General features: G+C 69.8%; 20 protein-coding genes and 1 other RNA gene. 6 read left to right on the top strand and 15 right to left on the bottom strand.

What is annotated here, in order from left to right:
- Positions 1-65 precede the first annotated feature (65 nt).
- The 3 genes from FFS72_RS22550 to FFS72_RS22540 form a co-directional block, all read right to left on the bottom strand.
- Complete coding sequence (locus FFS72_RS22550; protein WP_137876036.1) at positions 66-1,166, bottom strand: LLM class flavin-dependent oxidoreductase; 1,101 nt, start codon at positions 1,164-1,166, stop codon at positions 66-68.
- On the bottom strand, positions 1,163-1,996 hold the full coding sequence (gene thiM / locus FFS72_RS22545; protein WP_137876035.1) for a hydroxyethylthiazole kinase: 834 nt from the start codon (positions 1,994-1,996) through the stop codon (positions 1,163-1,165). Before thiM ends, FFS72_RS22550 begins: the two co-directional genes overlap by 4 nt.
- A 63-nt stretch (positions 1,997-2,059) precedes the next feature.
- Positions 2,060-2,947, bottom strand: a complete 888-nt coding sequence (locus FFS72_RS22540) for a sulfurtransferase (RefSeq protein ID WP_249353470.1) — start codon at positions 2,945-2,947, stop codon at positions 2,060-2,062.
- Between the two features lie 127 nt (positions 2,948-3,074).
- Here FFS72_RS22540 and FFS72_RS22535 point away from each other — a divergent pair, with 127 nt between their 5' ends.
- Complete coding sequence (locus FFS72_RS22535) at positions 3,075-3,755, top strand: GntR family transcriptional regulator (protein ID WP_137876033.1); 681 nt, start codon at positions 3,075-3,077, stop codon at positions 3,753-3,755.
- Here FFS72_RS22535 and FFS72_RS22530 read toward each other — a convergent pair.
- The 5 genes from FFS72_RS22530 to FFS72_RS22510 all read right to left on the bottom strand — a co-directional run bounded on the left by FFS72_RS22530 (position 3,752) and on the right by FFS72_RS22510 (position 10,926).
- Positions 3,752-4,186, bottom strand: a complete 435-nt coding sequence (locus tag FFS72_RS22530; protein WP_050064959.1) for a nitroreductase/quinone reductase family protein — start codon at positions 4,184-4,186, stop codon at positions 3,752-3,754. The two genes, FFS72_RS22535 and FFS72_RS22530, sit on opposite strands and share 4 nt — an antisense overlap.
- Positions 4,187-4,248: 62 nt before the next feature.
- Complete coding sequence (locus FFS72_RS22525; RefSeq protein WP_137876032.1) at positions 4,249-4,788, bottom strand: C40 family peptidase; 540 nt, start codon at positions 4,786-4,788, stop codon at positions 4,249-4,251.
- A 169-nt stretch (positions 4,789-4,957) separates the two neighbouring features.
- Entirely contained in the window at positions 4,958-7,975 is a 3,018-nt protein-coding gene (locus tag FFS72_RS22520) for a bifunctional [glutamine synthetase] adenylyltransferase/[glutamine synthetase]-adenylyl-L-tyrosine phosphorylase (RefSeq protein WP_137876031.1), read from the bottom strand.
- A 7-nt stretch (positions 7,976-7,982) separates the two neighbouring features.
- A complete protein-coding gene (gene glnA, locus FFS72_RS22515) occupies positions 7,983-9,323 on the bottom strand; it encodes a type I glutamate--ammonia ligase (RefSeq protein ID WP_137876030.1) in 1,341 nt (446 codons plus the stop codon).
- A 52-nt stretch (positions 9,324-9,375) separates the two neighbouring features.
- Entirely contained in the window at positions 9,376-10,926 is a 1,551-nt protein-coding gene (locus FFS72_RS22510) for an alpha/beta hydrolase (RefSeq protein ID WP_137876029.1), read from the bottom strand.
- A 203-nt stretch (positions 10,927-11,129) separates the two neighbouring features.
- Here FFS72_RS22510 and panB point away from each other — a divergent pair, with 203 nt between their 5' ends.
- The 4 genes from panB (at position 11,130) to FFS72_RS22490 (ending at position 14,499) form a co-directional block, all read left to right on the top strand.
- Entirely contained in the window at positions 11,130-12,011 is an 882-nt protein-coding gene (gene panB / locus FFS72_RS22505; RefSeq protein WP_137876028.1) for a 3-methyl-2-oxobutanoate hydroxymethyltransferase, read from the top strand.
- A gap of 169 nt (positions 12,012-12,180) precedes the next feature.
- Positions 12,181-12,630, top strand: coding sequence for a hypothetical protein (locus tag FFS72_RS22500; RefSeq protein ID WP_137876027.1), 450 nt, complete (start codon positions 12,181-12,183; stop codon positions 12,628-12,630).
- The gene (pip, locus tag FFS72_RS22495) at positions 12,631-13,596 is read left to right on the top strand and encodes a prolyl aminopeptidase (protein WP_137876026.1); all 966 of its coding nucleotides are present in this window, start codon (positions 12,631-12,633) and stop codon (positions 13,594-13,596) included.
- A gap of 75 nt (positions 13,597-13,671) precedes the next feature.
- Positions 13,672-14,499 (top strand): CHAD domain-containing protein, encoded by an 828-nt coding sequence (locus tag FFS72_RS22490; RefSeq protein WP_171018788.1) that lies wholly within the window; start codon positions 13,672-13,674, stop codon positions 14,497-14,499.
- 3 nt (positions 14,500-14,502) lie between these two features.
- Here FFS72_RS22490 and FFS72_RS22485 read toward each other — a convergent pair whose 3' ends face one another.
- From FFS72_RS22485 to rnpB, 3 genes are all read right to left on the bottom strand, one after another.
- Positions 14,503-15,906 (bottom strand): RNB domain-containing ribonuclease, encoded by a 1,404-nt coding sequence (locus tag FFS72_RS22485; protein WP_249353469.1) that lies wholly within the window; start codon positions 15,904-15,906, stop codon positions 14,503-14,505.
- A 48-nt stretch (positions 15,907-15,954) separates the two neighbouring features.
- Positions 15,955-16,137: a hypothetical protein gene (locus tag FFS72_RS22480; protein WP_137876024.1), complete on the bottom strand. Its 183-nt coding sequence runs from the start codon at positions 16,135-16,137 to the stop codon at positions 15,955-15,957.
- Positions 16,138-16,532: 395 nt separating this feature from the next.
- Positions 16,533-16,943: RNase P RNA component class A (rnpB, locus tag FFS72_RS22475), an RNA gene on the bottom strand.
- 37 nt (positions 16,944-16,980) lie between these two features.
- On the opposite strand from rnpB, the gene FFS72_RS22470 reads away from it, so the two are divergent.
- Complete coding sequence (locus FFS72_RS22470) at positions 16,981-17,511, top strand: DUF1697 domain-containing protein (protein WP_137876023.1); 531 nt, start codon at positions 16,981-16,983, stop codon at positions 17,509-17,511.
- 43 nt (positions 17,512-17,554) lie between these two features.
- Here the strand turns inward: FFS72_RS22470 and FFS72_RS22465 are convergent, their stop codons facing one another.
- The 4 genes from FFS72_RS22465 to FFS72_RS22450 form a co-directional block, all read right to left on the bottom strand.
- Positions 17,555-18,955 carry a dicarboxylate/amino acid:cation symporter gene (locus FFS72_RS22465; protein ID WP_137876022.1) on the bottom strand — a complete coding sequence of 467 codons (1,401 nt, stop codon included), beginning with the start codon at positions 18,953-18,955 and terminating at the stop codon, positions 17,555-17,557.
- Positions 18,956-19,232: 277 nt separating this feature from the next.
- Positions 19,233-19,970, bottom strand: a complete 738-nt coding sequence (locus FFS72_RS22460; RefSeq protein WP_137876047.1) for an SDR family oxidoreductase — start codon at positions 19,968-19,970, stop codon at positions 19,233-19,235.
- Positions 19,971-20,147: 177 nt separating this feature from the next.
- Entirely contained in the window at positions 20,148-21,356 is a 1,209-nt protein-coding gene (locus FFS72_RS22455) for a bifunctional RNase H/acid phosphatase (protein WP_249353468.1), read from the bottom strand.
- On the bottom strand, positions 21,353-22,090 hold the full coding sequence (locus tag FFS72_RS22450) for a zinc ribbon domain-containing protein (RefSeq protein ID WP_050064945.1): 738 nt from the start codon (positions 22,088-22,090) through the stop codon (positions 21,353-21,355). The genes FFS72_RS22455 and FFS72_RS22450 overlap by 4 nt, the downstream gene beginning before the upstream one ends.
- Between the last annotated feature and the right edge of the window lie 40 nt (positions 22,091-22,130).

Genomic DNA, 22,130 nt, shown 5'->3' with positions numbered 1-22,130 from the left:
CCTGCGGCACCCGTGCGTGAGGTCGGTGGTCAGAGCCACCGACCTCACGCACAGGTGCGAAGCGCCTACGCCAGGCGGGGAATCAGGTGCTCGGCAACCTGTTTCGCCTCGTCGATCAGCGGCCAGCCGGCGAGGATCAGGGACGTCAAGCCGGTTCGGGCCTGCAGGTCGTGCACGTGACCGGTGATCTCGTCGGGGTCGCCGACGTAGTACACCGCCGACGATCCGGTGCCGAAGATGTCGAGCGGCGACCACGCGGTGATACCCGCGTAGAGGCCGTCGCCGATGTACAGGTCCTCGGGTTCGGGAAGCTTGCCCCCGACGAGGGTGTCGACCCAGCCCTGCCGTTGCGCGTCACGGGCCGTGAAGGTGGCCAGATCCTGCTTGCCGCCGGTGCGGCGCCGGACCGCGTTGTCGAGGACGTCGGCGATCTGGTCGATGCCTGCCTTCTCGAACAGGGACCGGAACCGGTCGATCGCCTCGCCGCGGTTCGGCCGGACGATGACCCCCGACAGGGCACCGAAGTCGCTGAACTCGCGGCCCGCGGCGGCCGCGGCGGCGCGGGCGCCGTCGAACTTCTCCTTGACGAAGGACGTTTCGCGGGACATCACCAGGTAGGCGTCGAGGACCTTGCCCGAGTTCTCCAGTCCCGCAGGCGAGTCGCCGGTCCCCCACAGCGGGACCGTGTGTCCGTCCGCGGAGTCGACGCGCAGCGGCGTGTTCGGGAAGTTCGACTCCGTACCCTCGCGGTAGTAGCGGCGGAAGTCCGCCCAGTACTGTTCGCCCAGTTCGTACCGCCGGTCGTGCTCGACGTTCATGTCGTACTTGGTGAGGATGTTGTCGCGGCCGTTGACGGAGTTGATCATCAGCCTGCCGCCACTGAACGCGTCGAACGTCAACGCCTTCTCGGCGAGCAGCCGCGCGGGCATCATGTTGGCGTACACCGCGACGAGGAACTTCATCCTCGACGTGTGCGAGGCCGCCCAGGTCGCGGACAGGAACGGGTCGTTGGACCACGTGGCGACCAGTGCGCCGTCGAATCCGCCGTCGTCGATCGTCTTCGCCAGCTCGATCTGCCGCTGCCCGTCGACCGGATAGAGCCCACCCGGGCTCCAGGGGAAGTCGCCGTCGGCCTGCGTGAGATACCAGAAGGTCTTGATGCTCATCGGTTCTCGGCCACCTCGAAGGTGTCGAGGACGACGCGCTCCGCGAGGGTGGCGGCGTCGAGGGTGTACAGCGCGTCGAGGTAGGCGACGGCGAACGAACCCGGCCCCGAGGAGTTCGCCTCCGCGATCTCCGACGCGACCGCGACGTGGGCGTGCGCGGCGGCGAGACCGATCAGCGGCGTCTCCGCGACGGCCAGGTAGGCGGCGACGAGTGCGCCGAGCGAGCAGCCGGTGGACGTCACCCGTGGCAGCAGCGCACTGCCGCCGCCGATCCGGACCCCGACGACCGCGCCGTCCGCGTCGCGTCCGACGAGGTGGTCGACCGGGCCGGACGCGGACACGACGTCGGCGTGCTGCAACAGCGCGACGGCGGCGGGGACCGCGGCTGCCGGATCGTCGGAGCTGTCGACGCCCCGGGTGTCGCCGCCGAGCCCGGCGAGTGCGATGACCTCGGACGCGTTGCCGCGGATCGCGGTCGGCCGGTACTTGAGCAGGTCGAGGGCGAGGCCGCTGCGCCAGGCGAGACCACCGACCCCGACCGGGTCCAGCACCCACGGGGTACCCGCATCGTGAGCGGACTCGGCGGCGGCGGTGAACGCGGCCGCGGTGCCGTCGTCGGGGGTTCCGAGGTTCACGAGGACGCCACCCGCGATGCGGGCGAAATCGCCTGCCTCGTGGGCGTTGTCGATGTGCGCGTTGCTGGCGCCCGCGGCGAGAAGGACATTGGTGAGGAAGTTCGCCGACACGACGTTGGTGAGCGAGTGGACGAGCGGGACGCGGGCGCGAAGGGAGTCGAGTGCGGTACCGAGATCGGCGGGGGTGATCGTCATGGAATTTCCTGTGGGGTAGACATTGTCGTGGGTGTCGAGGTCAGGGCCGAGGGCGACATCGCTTCACTCGTCACCACCTGTCGTCGTCACCATCGGCAGGGTCGGGTCGGCCGACCACTCCTCGATCGACCCGTCGTAGACCTGGACCGTGTCGTGTCCGGCGAGGACGAGCCCGAGTGCGGTCAGGCACGCCGAGATGCCACCGCCGCAATAGATCACCAGGGGCCGGTCGACGTCCGCGAGCGCCGCTGCGGCGAGCCCGGCCAGTTCGTCGGCTTCGCGGAGCAGTCCGCGGTCGTCGAGCATGCTCTTCGCGGACAGGTTGCGACTGCCGGGGATGTGGCCGCGCCTGCTGTAGCGGGTGTTCTCGGCGCCCGTGAACTGTGCGGGCGCGAGCGCGCACACCAGCGTTCCTGGTGCTCGGCCTGCGGCGATGTCCGCGACCTCGCCACGATCGACCCAGAGTCCGCGGTCGGCGAGTGCGGACGACGGAACCTGGACCGGCTCGGCCGCGGTGGGCTCACCGGATTCCACGGGCAACCCGAGCGCGGTCCACCTGGCGAGTCCGCCGTCGAGAATCCTGGCGTCGACTCCGACTCCGCGCAGCAGCCACCACACCCGCGACGCCCAGGTCGCGCCGCCCTGGTCGTAGAGCACGACGGAACTGTCCGGCGTGATGCCGAGCCTGCCCAGGTCGGCGGCGAGTCCGTCGGCCGACGGGCGGGTGAAGTGCAGCGAGCCCGAGGTGTCGGACAGGGTCGTCAGGAGGTCGACGTGCCGGGATCCGGGCAGGTGTGCCTCGCGCCAGAGCGACTCGCCCGACTCGGGTCGGTAGTCGCCGTCGAATCGGGCGGGTGCGAGGAGGACGGTGACGTCGAGGACGACGGGCGCGTCGGGGCGGCCGAGCAGCGCGGCCAACTCCTGCGCCTGGATCACTGGTTGCACCGACACACCTTCCTGGAGGACTCGAACAACTCGAACGTAAGCGAGGACGAGCGTATACGCAAGTATCCGGCTGTCGCCCCTGGCATAATCATCGACGCGGCGCGGACCGCAACGAATCGACGGAGGGGACACGATGGCGCGCGAGGACGACGACCTGGGAACGCTGATGACGACGGGCGCGGCCGGCCGTTCCGACCAGACGTCGAAGCAGTACCTCCGCCTGCGGGCCGACATCCTCGACGGCAAGTTCCCGCAGGGGTCTCCCCTGCACGAGACGCAGCTCAGCGAGACCTACGGCGCGTCCCGCACCCCCATCCGCGAGGCGCTCAACTGGCTCGCCCACGACGGCCTGCTCGAACGCGCCGCCCGCGGCTTCCGAGTCCGCTCCGGCACGCCAGAAGACGTCATCGAGATCTACGCGGCTCGGGTCGCGCTCGAATCCGAGGCCGCCGGGGCCGCAGCACTACGCCACACCGACCTCGACATGGCCCGACTCGAAAGCCTGCACCGCGTCTGTTGCGACGCGACCGAGGACGCCGAGGTGCGCTCGGGCAACTTCCGTTTCCACGAGGCCCTCTGGCAGGCCGCCCACAACACGACCATCACTGCCCTGCTCATCCGGCTCACGACCCAGTTGCGCATCTACGACAGCGGACCGCCGTCGAACTACGGCGAGCCGGACCTGCTGAACTCCGAGCACGACCTCATCCTCGACGCGCTGCGCGCCCGCGACGAACGAGCGGCCCGCGAGCACATGCGCTCACACCTCGAGCGCAGTCGTGAGCAGCGGATCCGGCTGTTCGCGGGCAGCTAGACGCGCGTGAGCGCCACGACCGGGATCACGCGGACCCCGGCGGTCTTCACCGCGTACCCGGCGAAACCCGGGTAGCGGGAGGCCTGTTCGGCGAAGACGACGTCCCGTTCATCGCCGGTGATCTCCTCGACGGCCACGGTGTAGGTGTCGGTGCCCCGCTCGACCGTGGCCGTGTCGGCCGCGACGAGGTTGTGGTACCAGGCCGGGTTGGTCGGCGCACCCGCCTTCGACGCGAACACGAAGATCCGGTCCGGGTCACTGTCGTCGGGCAGGTACATCATCGGGGAGACGAACTCACGCCCCGACTTTCGGCCCCGATGGTGCAGCAGGATCAGTGGAGCACCCTCGAACTGACCACCCACCCGGCCCTCGTTGGCCCGGAACTCGGCGACGATCTTCGCATTCCAGTCGTTGGGGTCGGGAGCGTTCACGTGCGGTCCTTCCCTCGGGTACGAGAACGAGTCTACGGTGATCGTCGTCCTCGCCCGCGGGTTCAGTAACGGCGCGCCGCGAAGAACGGCATCGAATCCAGCGGCGCGCGCTTGACCGGCTGACCACTGGTCGGCGCGTGGACGACGGTACCGCCACCCGCGTAGAGACCGACGTGCTCCGCGCCGTTGAACAGCACCACGTCACCGGGTTCCAGATCGCCGCGACCGACCGGACTGCCTCCGTTGACCTGGTCGTACGTGGTGCGTGGAACGGAAACGCCCGCCTGCCGGTACGCCCATTGGACCAGACCCGAGCAGTCGAAGGCGTTGGGGCCGGTCGCCCCCCACACGTACGGCGCGCCCAGCTTCGAGAGCGCGGCGTCGAGTGCCTGCTGCCCGTGGGTCGGCAGCGGAGTCGGCACCTGCGTCATCGGGGCACCCCCGGGGACGTCGAGGATTCCGATACCCGGGACGGCGAGCGGTTGCGCGGACGCGCGGGCGGCAGGCAGGGCCAGCACTCCCCCGGTGATCGCAGCGGCGACGGCGAGGCCGCACACCGTTCGCGTGGCTCGGGTGGTGTGGGATTTGCGGTGCTTCGACATCGAGCGGATTCCTCCACGATTCTCCGGCCGACGGCGATCGTCGGCAACGCATCGAAGAATCCCGTGAACCGCCCGCGAGAACAGCCGGGAAAACACCCACCGACGTACCTGCTCCCCGAAAAACGGGGGTACGCAGCGGATTTCGTCTTACGCCGTACGAACTGCGGCCTCAGGCACCGAACACGCGCTCGACCACGGCCTTCGCCCGCCGAGTGACCCGCATGTAGTTGTCGAGGAACTCGTTGGCGTCGCCGCCCGGCCAGCCCGCCACCTGCGCGACGGCGGACAGCACCCGACCCGGACCGGGCAGCTGATCGGTCGGCTTTCCGCGGACCAGCACCAGCGCGTTGCGTGCCTTGGTCGCGGTCAGCCACGATTCGCGGAGCAGTTCGACGTCGGTCTCGGCGAGCAGTTCCGCCGCACCGATCGCGTCGAGCGTCTCGAGGGTCGACGTGTTGTGCAGCGCGGGCACCTCGTGAGCGTGCCGCAGCTGGATCAGCTGAACCGTCCACTCGATGTCGGCGAGGCCGCCGCGTCCGAGCTTGGTGTGGGTGGCGGGGTCGGCGCCGCGCGGCAGTCGCTCCGAGTCGACCCGTGCCTTGATCCGGCGGATCTCGCGCACCGCGGTGTCGGTGACACCGCCGTCCGGGTACCGGAACTCGTCGATCATCGTCAGGAACCGCAGGCCCAGGTCGGTGTCGCCGGCCACCGCGTGCGCACGCAGCAGCGCCTGGATCTCCCATGCCTGCGCCCACTGGCGGTAATACGCCTGATACGACGCGAGTGTCCGTACCACCGGGCCGTTGCGCCCCTCGGGACGCAGGCCCGTGTCGACCTCGAGCGGCGGGTCGGTGCTCGGTGCGCCGAGCAGCGTCCGCACCCGGTCGGCAACCATGTTGGCCCACTTGACCGCTCGCGTCTCGTCGGCGCCCGGACGCGGCTCGCAGACGAACAGCACGTCCGCGTCGGAGCCGTACCCGAGTTCGTTGCCCCCGAGCCTGCCCATCCCGATCACGGCGATGGTCGCGGGCGCCGCCTCACCCAGTTCCGCCTCCGACGCCCGCACCACCGCGGCGAGCGCGGCACCGAGCACGGCCGTCCACACCGACGACAACGCCTGGCACACCTGCGGGACGTCGAGCATCCCGAGCACGTCTGCCGACGCCACCCGCGCCAACTCGTGCCTGCGCAACGACCGCGCCGCGCCGACCGCCCGGACCGGGTCGTCGTAGCGCGCCGACGATGCCAGGATTCCGCGGGCCACGTCGTGAGGATCCACGTCGAGCAGCCGCGGACCGTTGGGTCCGTCGGCGAACGTCCGCAGCACGTCCGGCGCCTTGATCAGCAGGTCCGGCAGGTAGGCGGAGGAACCGAGCAGGATCATCAGCCGCTGCGCGACCGCGCCCTCGTCGCGGAGGAGGCGCAGGTACCACTCGGCGTCCATCATCGCATCCGACAGCCGCCGATAGGCGAGCAGTCCGGCATCGGGATCCGGTGTGTCACTGAGCCATTCGAGCAGTGTCGGGAGCAGCAGCGCCTGGATTCGACCCTTGCGCGAGGCGCCGGAGGTCAGCGCCTTGAGGTGACCGAGGGCGTTCTCCGGGGCGACGTAGCCGAGCGCCGCGAGCTGACGGACCGCGGCGTCGGGCGACAGGCCCAACGCCTCCTTGTCCAGTCGGGCGACGGAGTCGAGCAGCGGACGATAGAAGAGCTTCGCGTGCAACCGGCGGATCCGGTGCGCGTTCCGCTTGACCTCGGCGTTGAGTACACCGAGCGAGTCGAGGCGACCGTCGGGGCGCATGTGCGCGGCCCGCGCCAGCCACCGCAGGCCCTCCTCGTCCTCCGCGGGGGGCAGGGTGTGGGTGCGCTTGAGCTTCTGCAGCTGCAGCCGGTGCTCGATGAGGCGCAGGAACTCGTACGACGCGGTGAGGTTGGCGGCGTCGTCGCGGCCGACGTAGCCCCCGGCCGCGAGCGCGGTCAGGGCGTCGATCGTGCTCTGCACGCGCAGCGACTCGTCGGCGCGCCCGTGCACCAATTGCAGGAGCTGGACGGCGAACTCGACATCCCGCAGGCTCCCGCGGCCGAGCTTGATCTCACGCTCACGCAGCTCCGGAGGCACCATCTCCTCGACCCGGCGGCGCATCGCCTGCACCTCGGGCACGAAGTCCTCACGTTCGGCCGCGGTCCAGACCATCGGGTTCAGCGCGTCGAAGTAGTCCTGACCGAGCGCGAGGTCGCCCGTGGCGGGGCGCGCCTTGAGCAACGCCTGGAACTCCCACGTCTTGGCCCAGCGCTTGTAGTAGGCGACGTGCGAGTCGAGGGTCCGGACCAGTTCTCCGCGTTTGCCTTCCGGCCTGAGCGCGGCGTCGACCTCGAAGAACGCGGACGTCCCGATTCGCATCATCTCGCCCGCGAGCCGGCTGGCGGACGAGTCCGCCGGCTCCGCGACGAACACGATGTCGACGTCGCTGACGTAGTTCAGTTCCCGCGCGCCGCACTTGCCCATCGCGATCACCGCGAGGCGGGCGGGACACGGTCCGTCCGGGTGGATCGTCGCGACGGCGACCGCGAGCGCCGCTGTCAACGCCGCATCGGCCATGTCCGAAAGCTGATGCCCGACGACCTGATACGGAATCACCGGCTCGTTCTCGACGATCGCGGCCAGGTCCATCGACGCCAGCAGCATCATCTGGTTCCGGTAGGTGCGACGCAACGCCGCAACCGCGTCGTGGCCTGTCACCGCCGCCCGGTACACGAGATTCGTCGGGGACGCCGACCCGTCCGGCACCGCCTCGACCGCAGCGAGGAGCTCGTCGACGAGTTCCTGCTTCGTCGGCAGCACCACGTTCCCGCGGAGCGACGTCCACTGCCCCGGATCCGAGGCGAGGTGATCGCCGAGCGCACTCGACGCGCCGATGACCCCGAAGAGCCTGCCGCGCAGGCCGGTGTCGACGCGCAACGCGGCATCGAGTTCCGCCCAGCCCTCCGTGCCGAGACCGTCCTTGATCCGCACCAGGGTGCGCAGCGCCAGATCGGCGTTCGCGGCGCGCGACAACGACCACAGCAGCTCGATGCTGTCGGCGTTCACCCAGCCCAGTGCGGCCAGTTCGGCAGGCGCCGAGGGCTCGACCAGACCTAGTCGACCGACGCCGGGGATGGTGGACCGGACGGTGGGAGGCTTGACCATCGTCGGTTTACAGCCCGAGGTAGGTCTGGAGTTCGAACGGCGTCACCTGACTGCGGTAGTCCTCCCACTCCCGCCGCTTGTTGCGGAGGAAGAAGTCGAAGACGTGCTCGCCGAGGGTTTCCGCGACCAGTTCGGAGCGCTCCATCTCCTCGAGTGCCTCCCCGAGACTTCCGGGCAGCGCCTTGTACCCCATCGCGCGCCGCTCGGCCGACGTCAGCGACCACACGTCGTCCTCGGCCTCGGGCGGGAGCTCGTAACCCTTCTCGATGCCCCGCAGTCCGGCCGCGAGCAGCACCGCGAACGACAGGTACGGGTTGCACGCCGAATCAGGGCTGCGGATCTCGACGCGACGCGACGACGCCTTGTTCGGCGTGTACATCGGGACGCGCACGAGGGCGGACCGGTTCGACGGACCCCAGGACGCCGCGGTGGGCGCCTCGCCGCCGTGGACGAGACGCTTGTAGGAGTTCACCCACTGGTTCGTCACCGCGCTGATCTCGTTGGCGTGCTCGAGGATTCCGGCGATGAACGCCTTACCCGTGGCCGACAGCTGCATCGGGTCGTCCGGGTTGTGGAAGGCGTTGTTCTCGCCCTCGAACAGACTCATGTGGGTGTGCATGGCGGAGCCGGCGTGCTCCGCGAACGGCTTCGGCATGAACGACGCCCGCACGCCCTCGTTCCGCGCGACCTCCTTGACGACATACCGGAACGTCATCACGTTGTCGGCCATCGACAGGGCGTCCGCGTAGCGCAGGTCGATCTCCTGCTGCCCGGGCGCCGTCTCGTGATGGCTGAACTCGACCGAGATGCCCATCTGCTCGAGGGCGTCGATCGCGTGCCTGCGGAAGTTCGGTGCCGAGTCGTGCACCGCCTGGTCGAAGTAGCCACCCGAGTCGGCCGGGACCGGGCGCGTGCCGTCGTACGGGCCGTTCTCGAGGAGGAAGAACTCGATCTCGGGGTGCACGTAGCAGCTGAAGCCGAGGTCGCTGGCCTTGCTCAGCTGGCGGCGCAGGACGTGGCGCGGGTCCGCCCACGAGGGGGTGCCGTCCGGCATCGCGATGTCGCAGAACATGCGGGCCGAATGCTGCCTGCCGTCCTTGTGCTCCCACGGCAGGATCTGGAAGGTCGACGGGTCCGGCTTGGCGACGGTGTCCGCCTCCGAGACCCGGGAGAAGCCCTCGATCGCCGAGCCGTCGAAGCCGATGCCCTCCGCGAACGCCCCCTCGAGCTCGGCCGGAGCGATCGCCACCGACTTGAGATACCCGAGCACGTCGGTGAACCACAGTCGAACGAAACGAATGTCGCGCTCTTCGAGGGTACGGAGCACGAATTCCATTTGGCGATCCATGCACGCGAGACTAGGCACCGCGCGTTAAATCTGTGTTACATAACTCGGGCGGTTATGAACATGTGAGATCAGGAGCCGGAATCGCCAGGTCGATCAGGTACGCCACCACCGGATCGTCCACGCACGCCTCCCCGTTCAACACCACCGTGTGCTGCGTTCCGCGGTACGTGATCAATGACGCGCCGAGCTGCTTCGCCAGGTCGACCCCCGCCTGGTACGGCGTCGCCGGGTCCTGCGTCGTCGAGACCACCACGACCGGCGCGAGCCCCGGAGCGTCCACCGCATGCGGTTTCGCCGACGACGGCACCGGCCAGAACGCGCACGCGTCGAGAGGCGCCGCACCCGTGCCGCGGCCGTCGTCCAGGAACGGTGCCGCCTTCCGGTACGCGGTGTCCCCCGCATCGACGACCGTCCGATCCGTCACCGGCGGATCGTCCACACACCGGATCGCGTTGAACGCGTCGTTGATGTTCGAGTAGGCGCCGTCGTCGTCGCGGCCCTGGTACTGATCGGCGAGCATCAGCAGCGAGTCGCCCTTGCCGTCGGCGAGCGCGGTCAGCCCGCTGCGCAGAGCCCCCCACAACTGCGGCGAGTACAACGCCTGCTGCACCCCCGTGATCGCGTCCTGGTACCCGAGTCCACGAGGATCGGTGGTCTCGGCCGGGCGCTCGACGAGCGGGTCGACCAGCGCCCGGAACCGCGCGACCGCCTGCGCCGGATCGGAACCGAGCGGGCACCGGTCGACCGTGGCGCAGTTCGCGGCGAAGTCGTCGAACGCCTGCTGGAAGCCCGCCGCCTGCAGCACCGTCTCCTCGACCGGGTCCTGCTCCGGATCGACGGCACCGTCGAGGACCATCGCCCGCACGTTGCCCGGGAACGTCTCCGCGTACTCCGCGCCGATGCGGGTGCCGTACGAGAACCCGAGGAACGTCAACTGTTCGTCACCGAGCACCGACCGGATGACGTCCATGTCGCGGACCACCTCGTGGGTGCCGACGTGCTCGAGGAAATCGGCACCCGTCCGCTCCGCGCACTTCGCGGCATAGGCGGCGTTGACGGATTCGACTCGCGCGACCCCCTCCGGGCTCATGTCGACCTTCGGGTCGGCGCGGTCGGCGTCGAACTCGGCGTCCGTCAGGCACCGGACCTGCGGCGTCGACGCACCCACACCGCGCGGGTCGAACCCGACGACGTCGAATCGCTCCGCGAGGTCGGTCATGTCGGCCACGTTCGCCATCGACAACCCCGACGCACCCGGTCCGCCCGGGTTCACCAGCAGCGACCCGATCCGGTCGCCGGTCGCCGGGCTCCGCGAGATCGCGATCTGCGCGGTCGCACCGTCCGGGTCGTCGTAGTCCACCGGCACCGTCACCCGTGCGCACTCCAACGCGCTAGCGAGGGGGCCGTCGGTCTCGAAGTCCGCGCACGACCCCCAGGAGACGGTCTGCGTGTAGAAGGCGTCCAGTCCCGCAGGCACCGGCCCCGTTGCCGTCGCCGGAGCGGCGGACGGAACGGCCTGCCCGCCGGTCTCACCGGCTCCACTGCAGCCCGCCACCGCCATCGCCACCGTCGCAACCAGCGCCGCCGCAGTCCCCATTCGCATGCCGTCGATGGTGCCACGACACTCCACCGGCACCGTTTCCGCAGGATCAGCCCCGGTAGGAGGGACCGATCCTGCCCGACCGTGCACGGGCCGGGTGTGACGAACTGCACGGTCCGGTCCCGTCCCGGCGGTGGCAGACTGTGGGTGTCATCACCCACAACCCGGGGACCCGCACTGGGCCTCGAGGCACGAAAGGGACACTGATGTCCGACACCTCCGCGTCCACCAGCCCGGCGTCCGATTCCGCCACCGCCCTGTACGGCGGTGCGCCTGCGACAGCCGCACCGAGGCGCACCAAGATCCGCACCCACCACCTGCAGGCCATGAAGGCCGAGGGGCAGCGCTGGGCGGAACTCACCGCCTACGACTACTCGACCGCCCGAATCTTCGACGAGGCAGGCATCCCGGTGCTGCTGGTCGGCGATTCCGCCGCCAACGTCGTGTACGGCTACGACACCACCGTCCCGGTCACCGTGGACGAGATGCTCCCCCTGGTCCGCGGCGTGGTCCGCGGGGCCCCGCACGCCCTGGTGATCGCCGATCTGCCGTTCGGCAGCTATGAGGCATCGCCGCAGCAGGCACTCGAGACCGCCTTCCGCTTCATGAAGGAGGGACAGGCGCACGCCGTGAAGCTCGAGGGCGGCGAACGTGTCGCCCCGCAGATCGCGGCACTGACCGCCGCAGGCATTCCCGTCCAGGCGCACATCGGTTTCACTCCGCAGTCCGTGAACAGCCTGGGCGGTTTCCGTGTCCAGGGTCGCGGTGACGGCGCGGAGCAGCTCGTCGCGGACGCGATCGCGGTCCAGGAGGCCGGCGCGTTCTCCGTGGTCATGGAGATGGTCCCCGCCGAGATCGCCGGGCAGGTCACCCGCAAGCTGACCATCCCGACCGTCGGAATCGGCGCGGGCGTCGAGTGCGACGCGCAGGTTCTCGTCTGGCAGGACATGGCCGGGTACACGAGCGGCAAGACCGCGAAGTTCGTCAAGCAGTTCGCCGCGATCGGCGAGACGCTGCGCGGCGCTGCAGCCGCATACGCCGACGAGGTGCGGACCGGCACGTTCCCCGCCGAGGAGCACAGCTTCTGATCGTGGCCCCGGCAGTTCTGCTGGGCTGAACGTCACAGCGCGCGATGCCTCATTCTGCGCGCGGATCGATGGCACACTCGACGGTGCCCGCGACCGGCACCCGGCCGCGGGCACCGTCCTTCGCATACCCGGGGCCGTGCGCGCCGGGCCGACAGTCTGGGGTCGCCACATGCCTTTCCGCCGTTACGCGTTCGCCGTCGCCGGGGTTGCTGCCCTCCTCGCCGGAACGGCGGGATGCGCGAGCGACATGACCCCGGCTCCCGCCTCGACGGCAGCACCCGCGCCTGCCCCGTCGACGAACTCCGGCGGAGCGAGCGCCGCGGGCAGTGTGATCCCAGGTGATTCCGGTGGGGTGACGACGACGCAGGCGGAGCAGCTCTGCTCGGACATGGAGGCTCAGCTGCAGAGTTGGCGGACATACACGCCGACCATCGGCAAGGGCGGACTGAACTCGGTGGTCGGCACCTGGGCGGCGCAGAACGGCATCAACATGATCGACCTGGTCACGCACAAGGCGCGGATCGATGTCATCACCACCGCACAGTGCCCCGACGTGCGGGACGGCGCCCTGTACGCCATCGAGCTCCCGGATCTCGCATCCGGTCTGATCGGGTTCTGAGTGGACCGCAGACAGCTGTATCCACCGATCGAGCCGCACCGGACGGGCAGGCTCGACGTCGGTGACGGGCAGTCGATCGCCTGGGAGCAGTGCGGCAATCCGGACGGCAAGCCGGTGGTGTTCCTGCACGGCGGACCGGGTGGCGGCACCAGCCCGGATCATCGCCGGTTCTTCGACCCGGACGCCTACCGCATCGTCCTGTTCGACCAGCGCGGGTGCGGGCGATCGACGCCGCACGTCGCGGACGGAGCGGACCTGTCGGTGAACACGACCGGTCACCTGATCGCCGACATCGAGGCGCTGCGCGAACACCTCGGGGTCGAGCGATGGCAGGTGTTCGGCGGGTCGTGGGGTTCGACGCTCGCGCTGGCGTACGCACAGACCCACCCGGATCGAGTCACGGAGCTGGTGCTGCGCGGGATCTTCCTGCTGCGGCGCAGCGAAATCGACTGGTACTACAACGGCGGCGCGAGTGCGATCTTCCCGGACCGGTGGGAGGGTTTCCTCGCCGCGGTCCCGGAGTCCGATCGGGGCGGCGACCTCGTCGAGGCCTATCACCGGCTCCTCCACGACCCGGATCCGGACGTCGCGACGGCGGCGGCGGTCGCCTGGTCGACGTGGGAGGGCTCGACCAGTGAACTGATCCCGAAGCAGGAACACGTCGATCGCAGCGCGGAAGAGCGCTTCGCGCTCGCATTCGCGCGGATCGAGAACCACTACTTCGTCAACGACGGGTTCCTCGCCGAGAACCAGCTGCTGGACGGGGTCGACACGATCGCGCACATCCCCGCCGTGATCGTGCAGGGCAGGTACGACGTCGTGTGCCCGGTGACGACGGCGTGGGCACTGCACCGGGCATGGCCGTCCGCTCGGCTGCACATCGTCGACGACGCCGGGCATGCCGCCGCGGAGCCCGGTATCACCCATCACCTGGTCGAGGCGACGGACGGATTCCGAGGACGCTGACGTGTGGTCGCATCGCGCCCCGTGGTGCGGTAGACCTGGGGTGTGGGCTCACACAGACAGAGGGATCGAGCGGCCGTGCTCGACAACGCACGTGCGTTGAGCGCGCGGCTGTCCAGCACGGCCGACGCCGTGCGGGAGGACGAACCCGACTCCGTGCACCAGATGAGGGTCGCGGCGCGCAGGCTGCGCAGTGTGCTCGGGACGTACGCGTCGGTGTTCCCGGACTCGGCCGCGCTGCGGGACGAGTTGCGGTGGCTCGGGACGGTTCTCGGGGACGCGCGGGACGCCGAGGTGCTCGCCGACCACTTCGCGGACGTGCTGGACACCGTGCCGTCCGAACTGGTCCGGGGCACGGTGCGGTACCGCTTGGTCGACGCCTACCGTGAGCGCTATCGCAGCGCCCACGACGTGGCGGTGGCGACGTTGGCGACTCCCCGATTCCACGCGCTCCTCACGGACCTGGACGCGCTCTGCGCGCAGCCGGGATCGTCGGGGCGGCCGCGCGACGAGGTACGCCGCGCTCATCGGCGGGTCGTCAAGGCGGGCCGCAAGGCCGGGTTGCGGGGCCACAAGGGCGACCCCGGTCCGGACAGCGCGCTGCACCGCACCCGCAAGCGCTCGAAGGCGCTGCGGTACGCGGCCGAGGCGATCACCGCGTCCCGCCCCCGGGCGAAGAGAGTGGCGTCGGCCGCGGAGGAACTGCAGACGGTCCTGGGCACCCATCAGGACGCGGTCGTCGCGCGCGGCGAGGTCCTCGCCGCAGCCGATCGGGCGCGGGCCGCGGGCGAGGACACCTTCACCTACGGCGTCGTCGCCGCCCTCGAAGCCGACCGGGCCGACCAGGCGGCTGCGGCGGCACGGGACGTCCTGCGCACGGTCCGCCGGCTGACGTCGGCGCTCTGATCGTCAGGCCGCGTACTCGAACTGCACCCGACGAGACTCGGCGTCCGCCGCGATCAGCCGCACCGACACGCGCTCGCCTTCGGGTGGGTTTCCCGTGCACCGCGCGATGACGATCGGATCGGCGACGAACACCTCCGCGTCGCGTTTGCGGTCCGCGGACCGGAGGACGACGGCGTCGAACGTCTCGCCGATGCGCCCGGCGAGCACACGGACCTCGGTGAGGTCGACGCACGCCCGGTCGACCTTGCCCGCCAACTGATCCGAACCGCGCATCACGCCGGGCAACAACGGCAACGCCTGTCGAACCCACTGCGGTATCTCGTCTCCCGCACACACGGCGAGACAGACTTCGGTGGCGAACCGGTCCGACAGGCGCCGCAGCGGCGCGGTCACGTGCGCGTAGGGGGCACCGATCCCCGCATGCACGGTCAGGGTCGGGACCGCGCCGTCGAACGCCGCGTAGTCCGCGCCGCGCAGCAGTGTCGTCGCGTCGCTCATCATCGCCAACGCGTCCGGGGTGTTGGGATCGAGACCCGCCAGCATCACCCCCACCGACACGTCCGCCCGCCAGTTCAGTCCGAGCGCCCGCGCGGATCGCCGCAGCGCCGCCACGGCGTCCGCGGGGGCGGGAGGCAGTGTCCGCACCAGTCCGATGCGGGCGTCCAGCATGATGCGGGCGGCACACATCCCGGTAAGCAGGGACACCTCGGCGTTCCAGTCGTCGGCCGCCGTCCGGGGCTCGACGTCGAGCCGCCAGCCCCCGCCGTCGGCGACCACCGCCTGCTCGGGAAGTTTGAGTTCGATCGCGCCGCGTCGCAGGGCCGACGCGAGCCGCAGCGCACCGAACTCGGGGAGCGCGGCAATCGACGGATGCAGCGTCCCGCGATCGGAATCCGCTTGCACTCCCGCGTAATCGAACCGGGCCACCGACCTGACCGACGCGCGACGGACGTCGACGGCAACGGGCTCCGCCGTCTCGTCGAGGTCGATCCGCCACAGCGCCGCGGGCCGCACCTGATCCGGGAGCAGGCTCGCGGCACCGTCCGACAGCACTCGGGGATGCAGGGGAACCGAGCCGTCGGGCAGGTAGAACGTCTGGCCGCGCCGCCGGGTCTCGGTGTCGAGTGCGCCGCCCGGCCGCACCACCGCCGCGACGTCGGCGATCGCATAGTGCAGGACGAATCCGGTGTCGGTGCGCTCGATGTGCAGTGCCTGGTCCAGATCCATCGAGGTCGGTGGATCGATCGTCACCAACGGCAGATCGGTGCGGTCGACCCGACCGGGCGCACACCGGTCCACTGCGCCGTCGGCCTCTGCCAGTGCGGCGACCGGAAATCCGCCGTCCAGGGAGAATTCGGATCTGATCGCGTCGAAGTCGATGCCGGGGGCGGAAATTCGCAGAGTCACGGGCGGAGCCTACGACCGATTCGCGCGCCGCAGCGCCGCCCGATCCGGTCAGTTCTCCCAGTCGCGGTCGGCGTCGTCGGCCGCGCGGTTCCGCTCCGCGGCGATCTCCAGGGCCCGCGCGGCCGTCTCCCGATCCGGATAGGGCCCCATGCGATCCAGCCCGCGAGCGTCCTTGCCCTGACGCACCGACCCGTCCGAAACGCAGTAGTACCACTTGTCGTCGTCGCTCATTCCTCCAGTGTGCTCCATCGCCTGCGGACCCGCTCACGAACAATTTCCGGCCGGGAGGGCAACATTTCTTCCAGTCCCCTTGAGCGGAAGTCACAACCGTGAGACTCTTACGGCCGCAGCGGTCCACGGTCCGTCGACTCCCCCTCGACTGACCGTGCCCTTCGATCTGTCCTGGATCGGCTGTGTCGCGACGAACCTTGAACGGAGAACCACCAACCATGGAGCCGATGTCCTACATCCTCTTCGACACGTTGCTGCCGCATGTCGGTGAGCAGGAGGCGAAGCACTGGGCGACCCTTCTGGTCGTCAACCCGATCTGATCGCTCCACACAGACAACTGTGCCCCCGTCGACGGACGGGGGCACAGTTGTCTGTGGAGACCGGAGGTGTGTGAGCGGACGAGTTGGTCTGTAAGCCGGATCCTGTTCCCGGCGCGAGGCGCCGGGCGACGACCATCCATCTGGGCACACCGTTGCCGGGTACCTCGAGCGGTCCACCCGCAGGCTCGGGCGAGCAGCCCTCGAACACCTGCGCAGCCGCACCGTGAGGTGCGGCCTTCGACCTTGCTCCGGGCGGGGTTTACCTAGCCGCCCCGGTCACCCGGGGCGCTGGTGCGCTCTTACCGCACCGTTTCACCCTCACCGACGCTCACGCGCCGGCGGTCTGTTTTCTGTGGCACTGTCCCGCGGGTCACCCCGGGTTGCCGTTAGCAACCGCCCTGCTCTGTGGAGTCCGGACTTTCCTCGGCGCCGGGCCTGCACGCCGACGCGCGTGGTTCCCTTCGCCGCGGCCGTCCGACCAACTCGTCCGCCCGTACAGACTACCCGGCACTAGGGTCGGGGAATGACACGGTACGTGGCCCTGCTTCGGGGCGTGAACGTCGGCGGCATCAACATCAAGATGGCCGACCTCAAGGACACGATCGCCGCCATCGGGTTCACCGACGTGACAACCGTTCTGGCGTCGGGCAACGTCCTGTTCGACTCCGACCGCACGGACACCGCGGCGATCAAGACCGACATCGAGGCGGCGCTGCGCGAACGATTCGGCTACGACGCGTGGATCGTGCTGGTCGACCAGCCGACATTGGCGCGGATCGTCGACGAGTTCCCGTTCGACGCCGACCGCGACGGCTGGCATCCGTACGTGTTGCTGTCGTCCGACCCGGCCGCACTCACCGACATGTTCACCGCCGCCGACGGTCTCGCCCTCGGCGACGAGGCGCTGCAACCGGGCGACGGCGTCCTGTACTGGCACGTCGAACGCGGCCAGACCCTGCAGAGTCCGTTCGGGAAGCTGTCGGGGAAGGCGAAGTACAAGTCGACGACGACGAACCGGAACCTGCGCACCCTCCGCAAGCTGCTGGGCCCGTGAGTCCCTCGGCCCACTCGAGGGCCGAAGGACTCACGGGAGAGAGTCAGGCGTGGACGGCTTCCCGGGCCTCGACCGGCGCTGCGGGCTCGACGTCCTCGTCCGCGAACGGGTCGCCGTTGCGTTCGGCGTTGTACAGGTCCTCGTCGAGGATGTTCTCCCGTTTCGCGACGATCGTCGGGACCAGCGCCTGACCTGTCACGTTGACGGCGGTGCGGCCCATGTCGACGATCGGCTCGACCGCCAGCAGCAGACCCACACCCGCGAGGGGCAGGCCGAGCGTCGAGAGGGTCAGCGTCAGCATGACGGTCGCGCCGGTGGTACCCGCGGTGGCCGCCGAACCGATCACCGCGACCACGACGATCAGCAGGTAGTCGGTCAGGGTCAGGTCGAGGCCGTAGAACTGGGCGACGAAGATCGCGGCGATCGCCGGGTAGATCGCGGCGCAGCCGTCCATCTTGGTGGTCGCGCCGAGCGGCACCGCGAACGAGGCGTACTCACGTGGCACGCCGAGGTTGCGTTCGGTGACCCGCTCGGTGAGCGGGAGGGTGCCGATCGAGGAGCGCGAGACGAACGCCAACTGCGTGGCCGGCCACACGCCGGAGAAGAACCGGCGCACCGACAGTCCGTGCACACGGATCAGGATCGGGTAGACGACGAAGAACACCAGCGCGAGGCCGACGTAGACGGCGACGGTGAACCAGCCGAGCTGTCCGAGCGCGTCCCATCCGTAGGTGGCGACGGCCTTGGCGATGAGCGCAGCGGTGCCGATCGGCGCGAGCCGGATGATCCACCACAGCACCTTCTGCACGATCGCGAGGAGCGCGGCGTTGAAGTCGAGGAAGGGCTTGGCCTTCTCCCCCACCTTGAGGGCGGCGATGCCGATCGCGATCGCGATGACGAGCAACTGCAGCACGTTGAAGCTCAGCGAGGTGGTCGCTGCCCCGGAATCGGTGACGGTGGTCTTGGCTCCGAGTGCCAGGAAGTTCTGGGGTACGAGTCCGGTCAGGAAAGCCCACCACGAGCCGGACGACTTCGGCGCGGCGGCGGTGGCGGCGTCGACGGTGGTGTTCGCTCCGGGCTGGACGAGCAGGCCGACGACGATGCCGATGACGACGGCGATCAGCGCGGTGATCGCGAACCACAGCAGCGTCTGGGCTGCGAGCCGGGCGGCATTGGCGACCTGTCGGAGGTTGGCGATGGAGCTGACGATCGCGGTGAACACCAGCGGAATCACCGCGACGGTGAGCAGCGCGACGTAGCTCGATCCGATGGTCGTGATGGTGCCGACCAGCCAGTTCGGGTTGCCGTCGGCGGCATCGGGCATGGAGCGGGCGATCAGACCGATCAGGACGCCTGCGACGAGGCCGATCACGATCTGGGTACCGAAGGACGTCGCCCAGGCAGGCAGACGTCGCCCGGCGGGGGCGCTGGTGGAGGCCGACATTCGGCGGACCTTTCTGAGGACGCGCAGCACGAATCACACGTGGTGCGCGGGGAAAGCTGACATGCGGAAGGAGATTCCTACGGCCGGTGAGGAAACACGGCCGCCCGGGACACGAGAGTCGACCGGGGTCAGCTGATACAGACGGCGCTCGACTGCAGACAGTTGTCGACGAAGCGTCGACTGGTCAGCAGCAAGGTCACCCCGACCATGTTACTCACGCTAAAGACGCGGTTTCGCGCGGTGCCCCGTCCGTCCTCCCGCGGAGGGTCCCGTTCCGCTACGCGAGCCCGCCGTTGACGAACAGGACCTGCCCGTTGACCCACCGTGCGGGACCCGCGAGGAAGGCCACTGTCTCCGCGATGTCCTCGGGACGGCCCAGCCGTTCGAGCGGGACGGCCGCGGCGAGGCCTGCGATCGTGCTGTCGTCCTTGCCGTCCAGGAACAGGGGTGTGGCCGTCGGTCCGGGCGCGACGGCGTTCACCGTGATGTCCCGGCCCCGCAGTTCTCGGGCGAGGGTCAGCGTCATCGCCTCCACCGCAGCCTTGCTGGCCGCGTACGCACCGTAGTTCGGGAACTTCGTCCGGGTGACCGACGTGGAGAAATTGATGATCGCCCCGCCCTTCCGAACGGTGCGCGCCGCCAGCTGAGACACGACGAAGGTGCCGCGGATGTTGGTGCGGTGCATCCGGTCCAGGTCGTCGAGATTCAGGTCCGCAATCGGGGCGAGGACCATGATCCCGGCGGTGTTGACCACGACGTCGAGTCCGCCGAACACACGCTCGGTGGCGTCGAACACCGCCTTCATTGCGGTCTCGTCGGCTACATCACCGCCGACTGCGAGCGCCTGACCTCCACTGTCGGTCACCTGCTCGACCAGCTCGTCGGCCCGCGCCTTGTTCCCCGCGTAGTGGACGGCAACCGCGAAACGATCCACGGCGAGCCGTTCGACCACGGCCCTGCCGATCCCGCCGGAACCTCCGGTCACGAGAGCCACCCGGGTGCTCGTGGACACGATCACTCCCTCCCGTGGACGCACGACTCCGCTGGTCCCCGCCAACCGGCCGCTACGGCCCTCTGCAGGGCCGGTGGGCGGCCTCGTCGTGATGATCCTCCGGTCCACGTAGCGGCGCCAGCGCTGCCGAGCCGGTCAGGGGTCACCGGCGCGCCACACCTCACGATCCGGCGTTCGACCTCACAGGTGGGAGGTGTCGTTGACGAGCCGCACGGAGGCTCCCCCGTCGGGATAGAACTCGGCGATCGAGAGCGACGCGAGGTCCAGGTGCAGCCGGTACAGCAGCGACGGACCCGTGTCGAGCGCCAGCTGCAGCAGCGTCTTGATCGGGGTGACGTGCGAGACGACGAGGACGTTCCGACCCGGGTACTCGCGGATCAGGTCGGCCCGGACCTCCTCGATGCGGACGCGGACCTCGTCGAAGCTCTCGCCGCCCGGCGGCCGGATCGACGTGTCGCCGAGCCACGCGCGGTGCAGGTCCGGGTCACGCTCGGAGGCCTCCCGGAACGTCAGCCCTTCCCACGCGCCGAAGTCGGTTTCGGTCAGGCCCTCGTGCACGGTGAGCGGAAGACCGAGTGCGTCGGCTGCGGCCTGCGCTGTCTGCCTCGCCCTGCCCAGCGGCGACGACACCACTGCCGCGACACCGCCTCGGCCGCCGAGACGTGCGGCGGCGGCAGCGGCCTGCGCCAGCCCGACCTCGGTCAGCTGCGGGTTGCCGCGTCCGGAGTAGCGACGTTCCACCGACAGTGGGGTCTGGCCGTGTCGCAGCAACAGCAGGCGTGTCGGTTTCCCGACGGCGCCGGTCCAGCCGGGCGCGGTCGGCGTCTTCTCGACCGCGGCGGGCACCGGGCCGACCTCGGGGACATCCTCGGGCTGAGCTGCACCGTCCACGGGCGAAGCCTCGGGCTGATTTGCACCGTCCACGGGCGAAGCCTCGGGCTGATTTGCACCGTCCACGGGCGAAGCCTCGGGCTGATTTGCACCGTCCATCGCCTCGTTGGCGAGCCGGTCCGCGTGCGAGTTCTCGGCCCGCGGAATCCACGTGTAGGTCACGCGATCGAACCCGGACGCGAGTTCCCGGGCGCGCTGCGCCAGCGGAATCATGTCGGGATGCTTGACCTTCCAGCGTCCCGACATCTGTTCGACGACGAGCTTGGAGTCCATCCGGACCTCGACGACGCCTGCGCCGAGGTCGGATGCCGCGGTCAGGCCGGCGATCAGGCCGTTGTACTCGGCGACGTTGTTCGTGACGACGCCGAGGAAGTCGCGGCGTTCCGCGAGCACGGCACCGGTGTCCGCGTCGAACACGACTGCGCCGTAACCTGCGGGACCGGGGTTGCCGCGCGATCCACCGTCGGCTTCGACCCGGACGTGGGAAACAGCGGTCACAGACCGGATTCCTTGGTGCGCACCATGATCGCGCTGCACTCGGGGCATCGGACGACGACGTCGGGTGCGGTCGCCGCGATCCGCGTCAACTCGCCGCGGTCGATCTCGATCCGGCACGCGCCGCAGCGGCGCGCCTGCAGCAGCGCCGCACCGACTCCGCCTCCGCTGCGCTGACGGTCGTAGACGGCGAGCAGGTCCTCGGGGAATTCGGCGACGAGAGCGGTCCGGTCGGCGTCGCAGCGCTGCTGGGCGGCGTCGAGGTCGGCGAGCGCGTCGTCGCGGCGACGGGTCACGTCGACGAGGGCGTCGTCGATCTGGTCGACCTGGCCGCCGGCGTGGTCGTAGTCGGCCTGGGTGGCCTCGCGCCGCTCCATCACGTCGAGCAGGTCCTCTTCGAGCGCGGCCTGCCTGCGTGTGAGGCTGCCGAGTTCGTGTTCGAGTTCGGTGAGCTGCTTGGCGCCGACGGTGCCGCTCTCGAGCAGTTTCCGGTCGCGGTCCTCACGCTTGCGAACCGCGTCGACCTCGCCTTCGAGCTTGCTGATGTCGCGGTCGAGGTCGTCGAGGACGATCTGCACGGCGACGGCGGCGTCCTTGCGTCCCACCCGGTCGGCTTCGAGCCGCTCGACCTCCTCCTGCTCGGGGAGGGTGCGCCTGCGGTGCGCGATCCTGGTCAGCTCGGTGTCGACCGCAGCGAGGTCGAGCAGCTTGGCCTGGATCCGGGGGTCGACGTTCACGCGGGCATCGCTCCTGCTTGTGGTTCGGGGGGTGGAGGGT

The organism is Rhodococcus sp. Q, assembly GCF_005503035.1.
In the GTDB taxonomy this organism is placed as follows: domain Bacteria; phylum Actinomycetota; class Actinomycetes; order Mycobacteriales; family Mycobacteriaceae; genus Rhodococcus_G.
Note: the sequence above shows the minus strand (reverse complement) of the source record. Positions and strands in the feature narration are given on the sequence as shown.

Excerpts from the sequence above, each read along its gene's own strand:
- FFS72_RS22550 (WP_137876036.1), bottom strand. The coding sequence starts at position 1,166 with ATGAGCATCAAGACCTTCTGGTATCTCACGCAGGCCGACGGCGACTTC.
- thiM (WP_137876035.1), bottom strand. The coding sequence starts at position 1,996 with ATGACGATCACCCCCGCCGATCTCGGTACCGCACTCGACTCCCTTCGC.
- FFS72_RS22535 (WP_137876033.1), top strand. The coding sequence starts at position 3,075 with ATGGCGCGCGAGGACGACGACCTGGGAACGCTGATGACGACGGGCGCG.
- FFS72_RS22525 (WP_137876032.1), bottom strand. The coding sequence starts at position 4,788 with ATGTCGAAGCACCGCAAATCCCACACCACCCGAGCCACGCGAACGGTG.
- FFS72_RS22520 (WP_137876031.1), bottom strand. The coding sequence starts at position 7,975 with ATGGTCAAGCCTCCCACCGTCCGGTCCACCATCCCCGGCGTCGGTCGA.
- glnA (WP_137876030.1), bottom strand. The coding sequence starts at position 9,323 with ATGGATCGCCAAATGGAATTCGTGCTCCGTACCCTCGAAGAGCGCGAC.
- FFS72_RS22510 (WP_137876029.1), bottom strand. The coding sequence starts at position 10,926 with ATGCGAATGGGGACTGCGGCGGCGCTGGTTGCGACGGTGGCGATGGCG.
- panB (WP_137876028.1), top strand. The coding sequence starts at position 11,130 with ATGTCCGACACCTCCGCGTCCACCAGCCCGGCGTCCGATTCCGCCACC.
- FFS72_RS22500 (WP_137876027.1), top strand. The coding sequence starts at position 12,181 with ATGCCTTTCCGCCGTTACGCGTTCGCCGTCGCCGGGGTTGCTGCCCTC.
- FFS72_RS22480 (WP_137876024.1), bottom strand. The coding sequence starts at position 16,137 with ATGAGCGACGACGACAAGTGGTACTACTGCGTTTCGGACGGGTCGGTG.
- FFS72_RS22470 (WP_137876023.1), top strand. The coding sequence starts at position 16,981 with ATGACACGGTACGTGGCCCTGCTTCGGGGCGTGAACGTCGGCGGCATC.
- FFS72_RS22465 (WP_137876022.1), bottom strand. The coding sequence starts at position 18,955 with ATGTCGGCCTCCACCAGCGCCCCCGCCGGGCGACGTCTGCCTGCCTGG.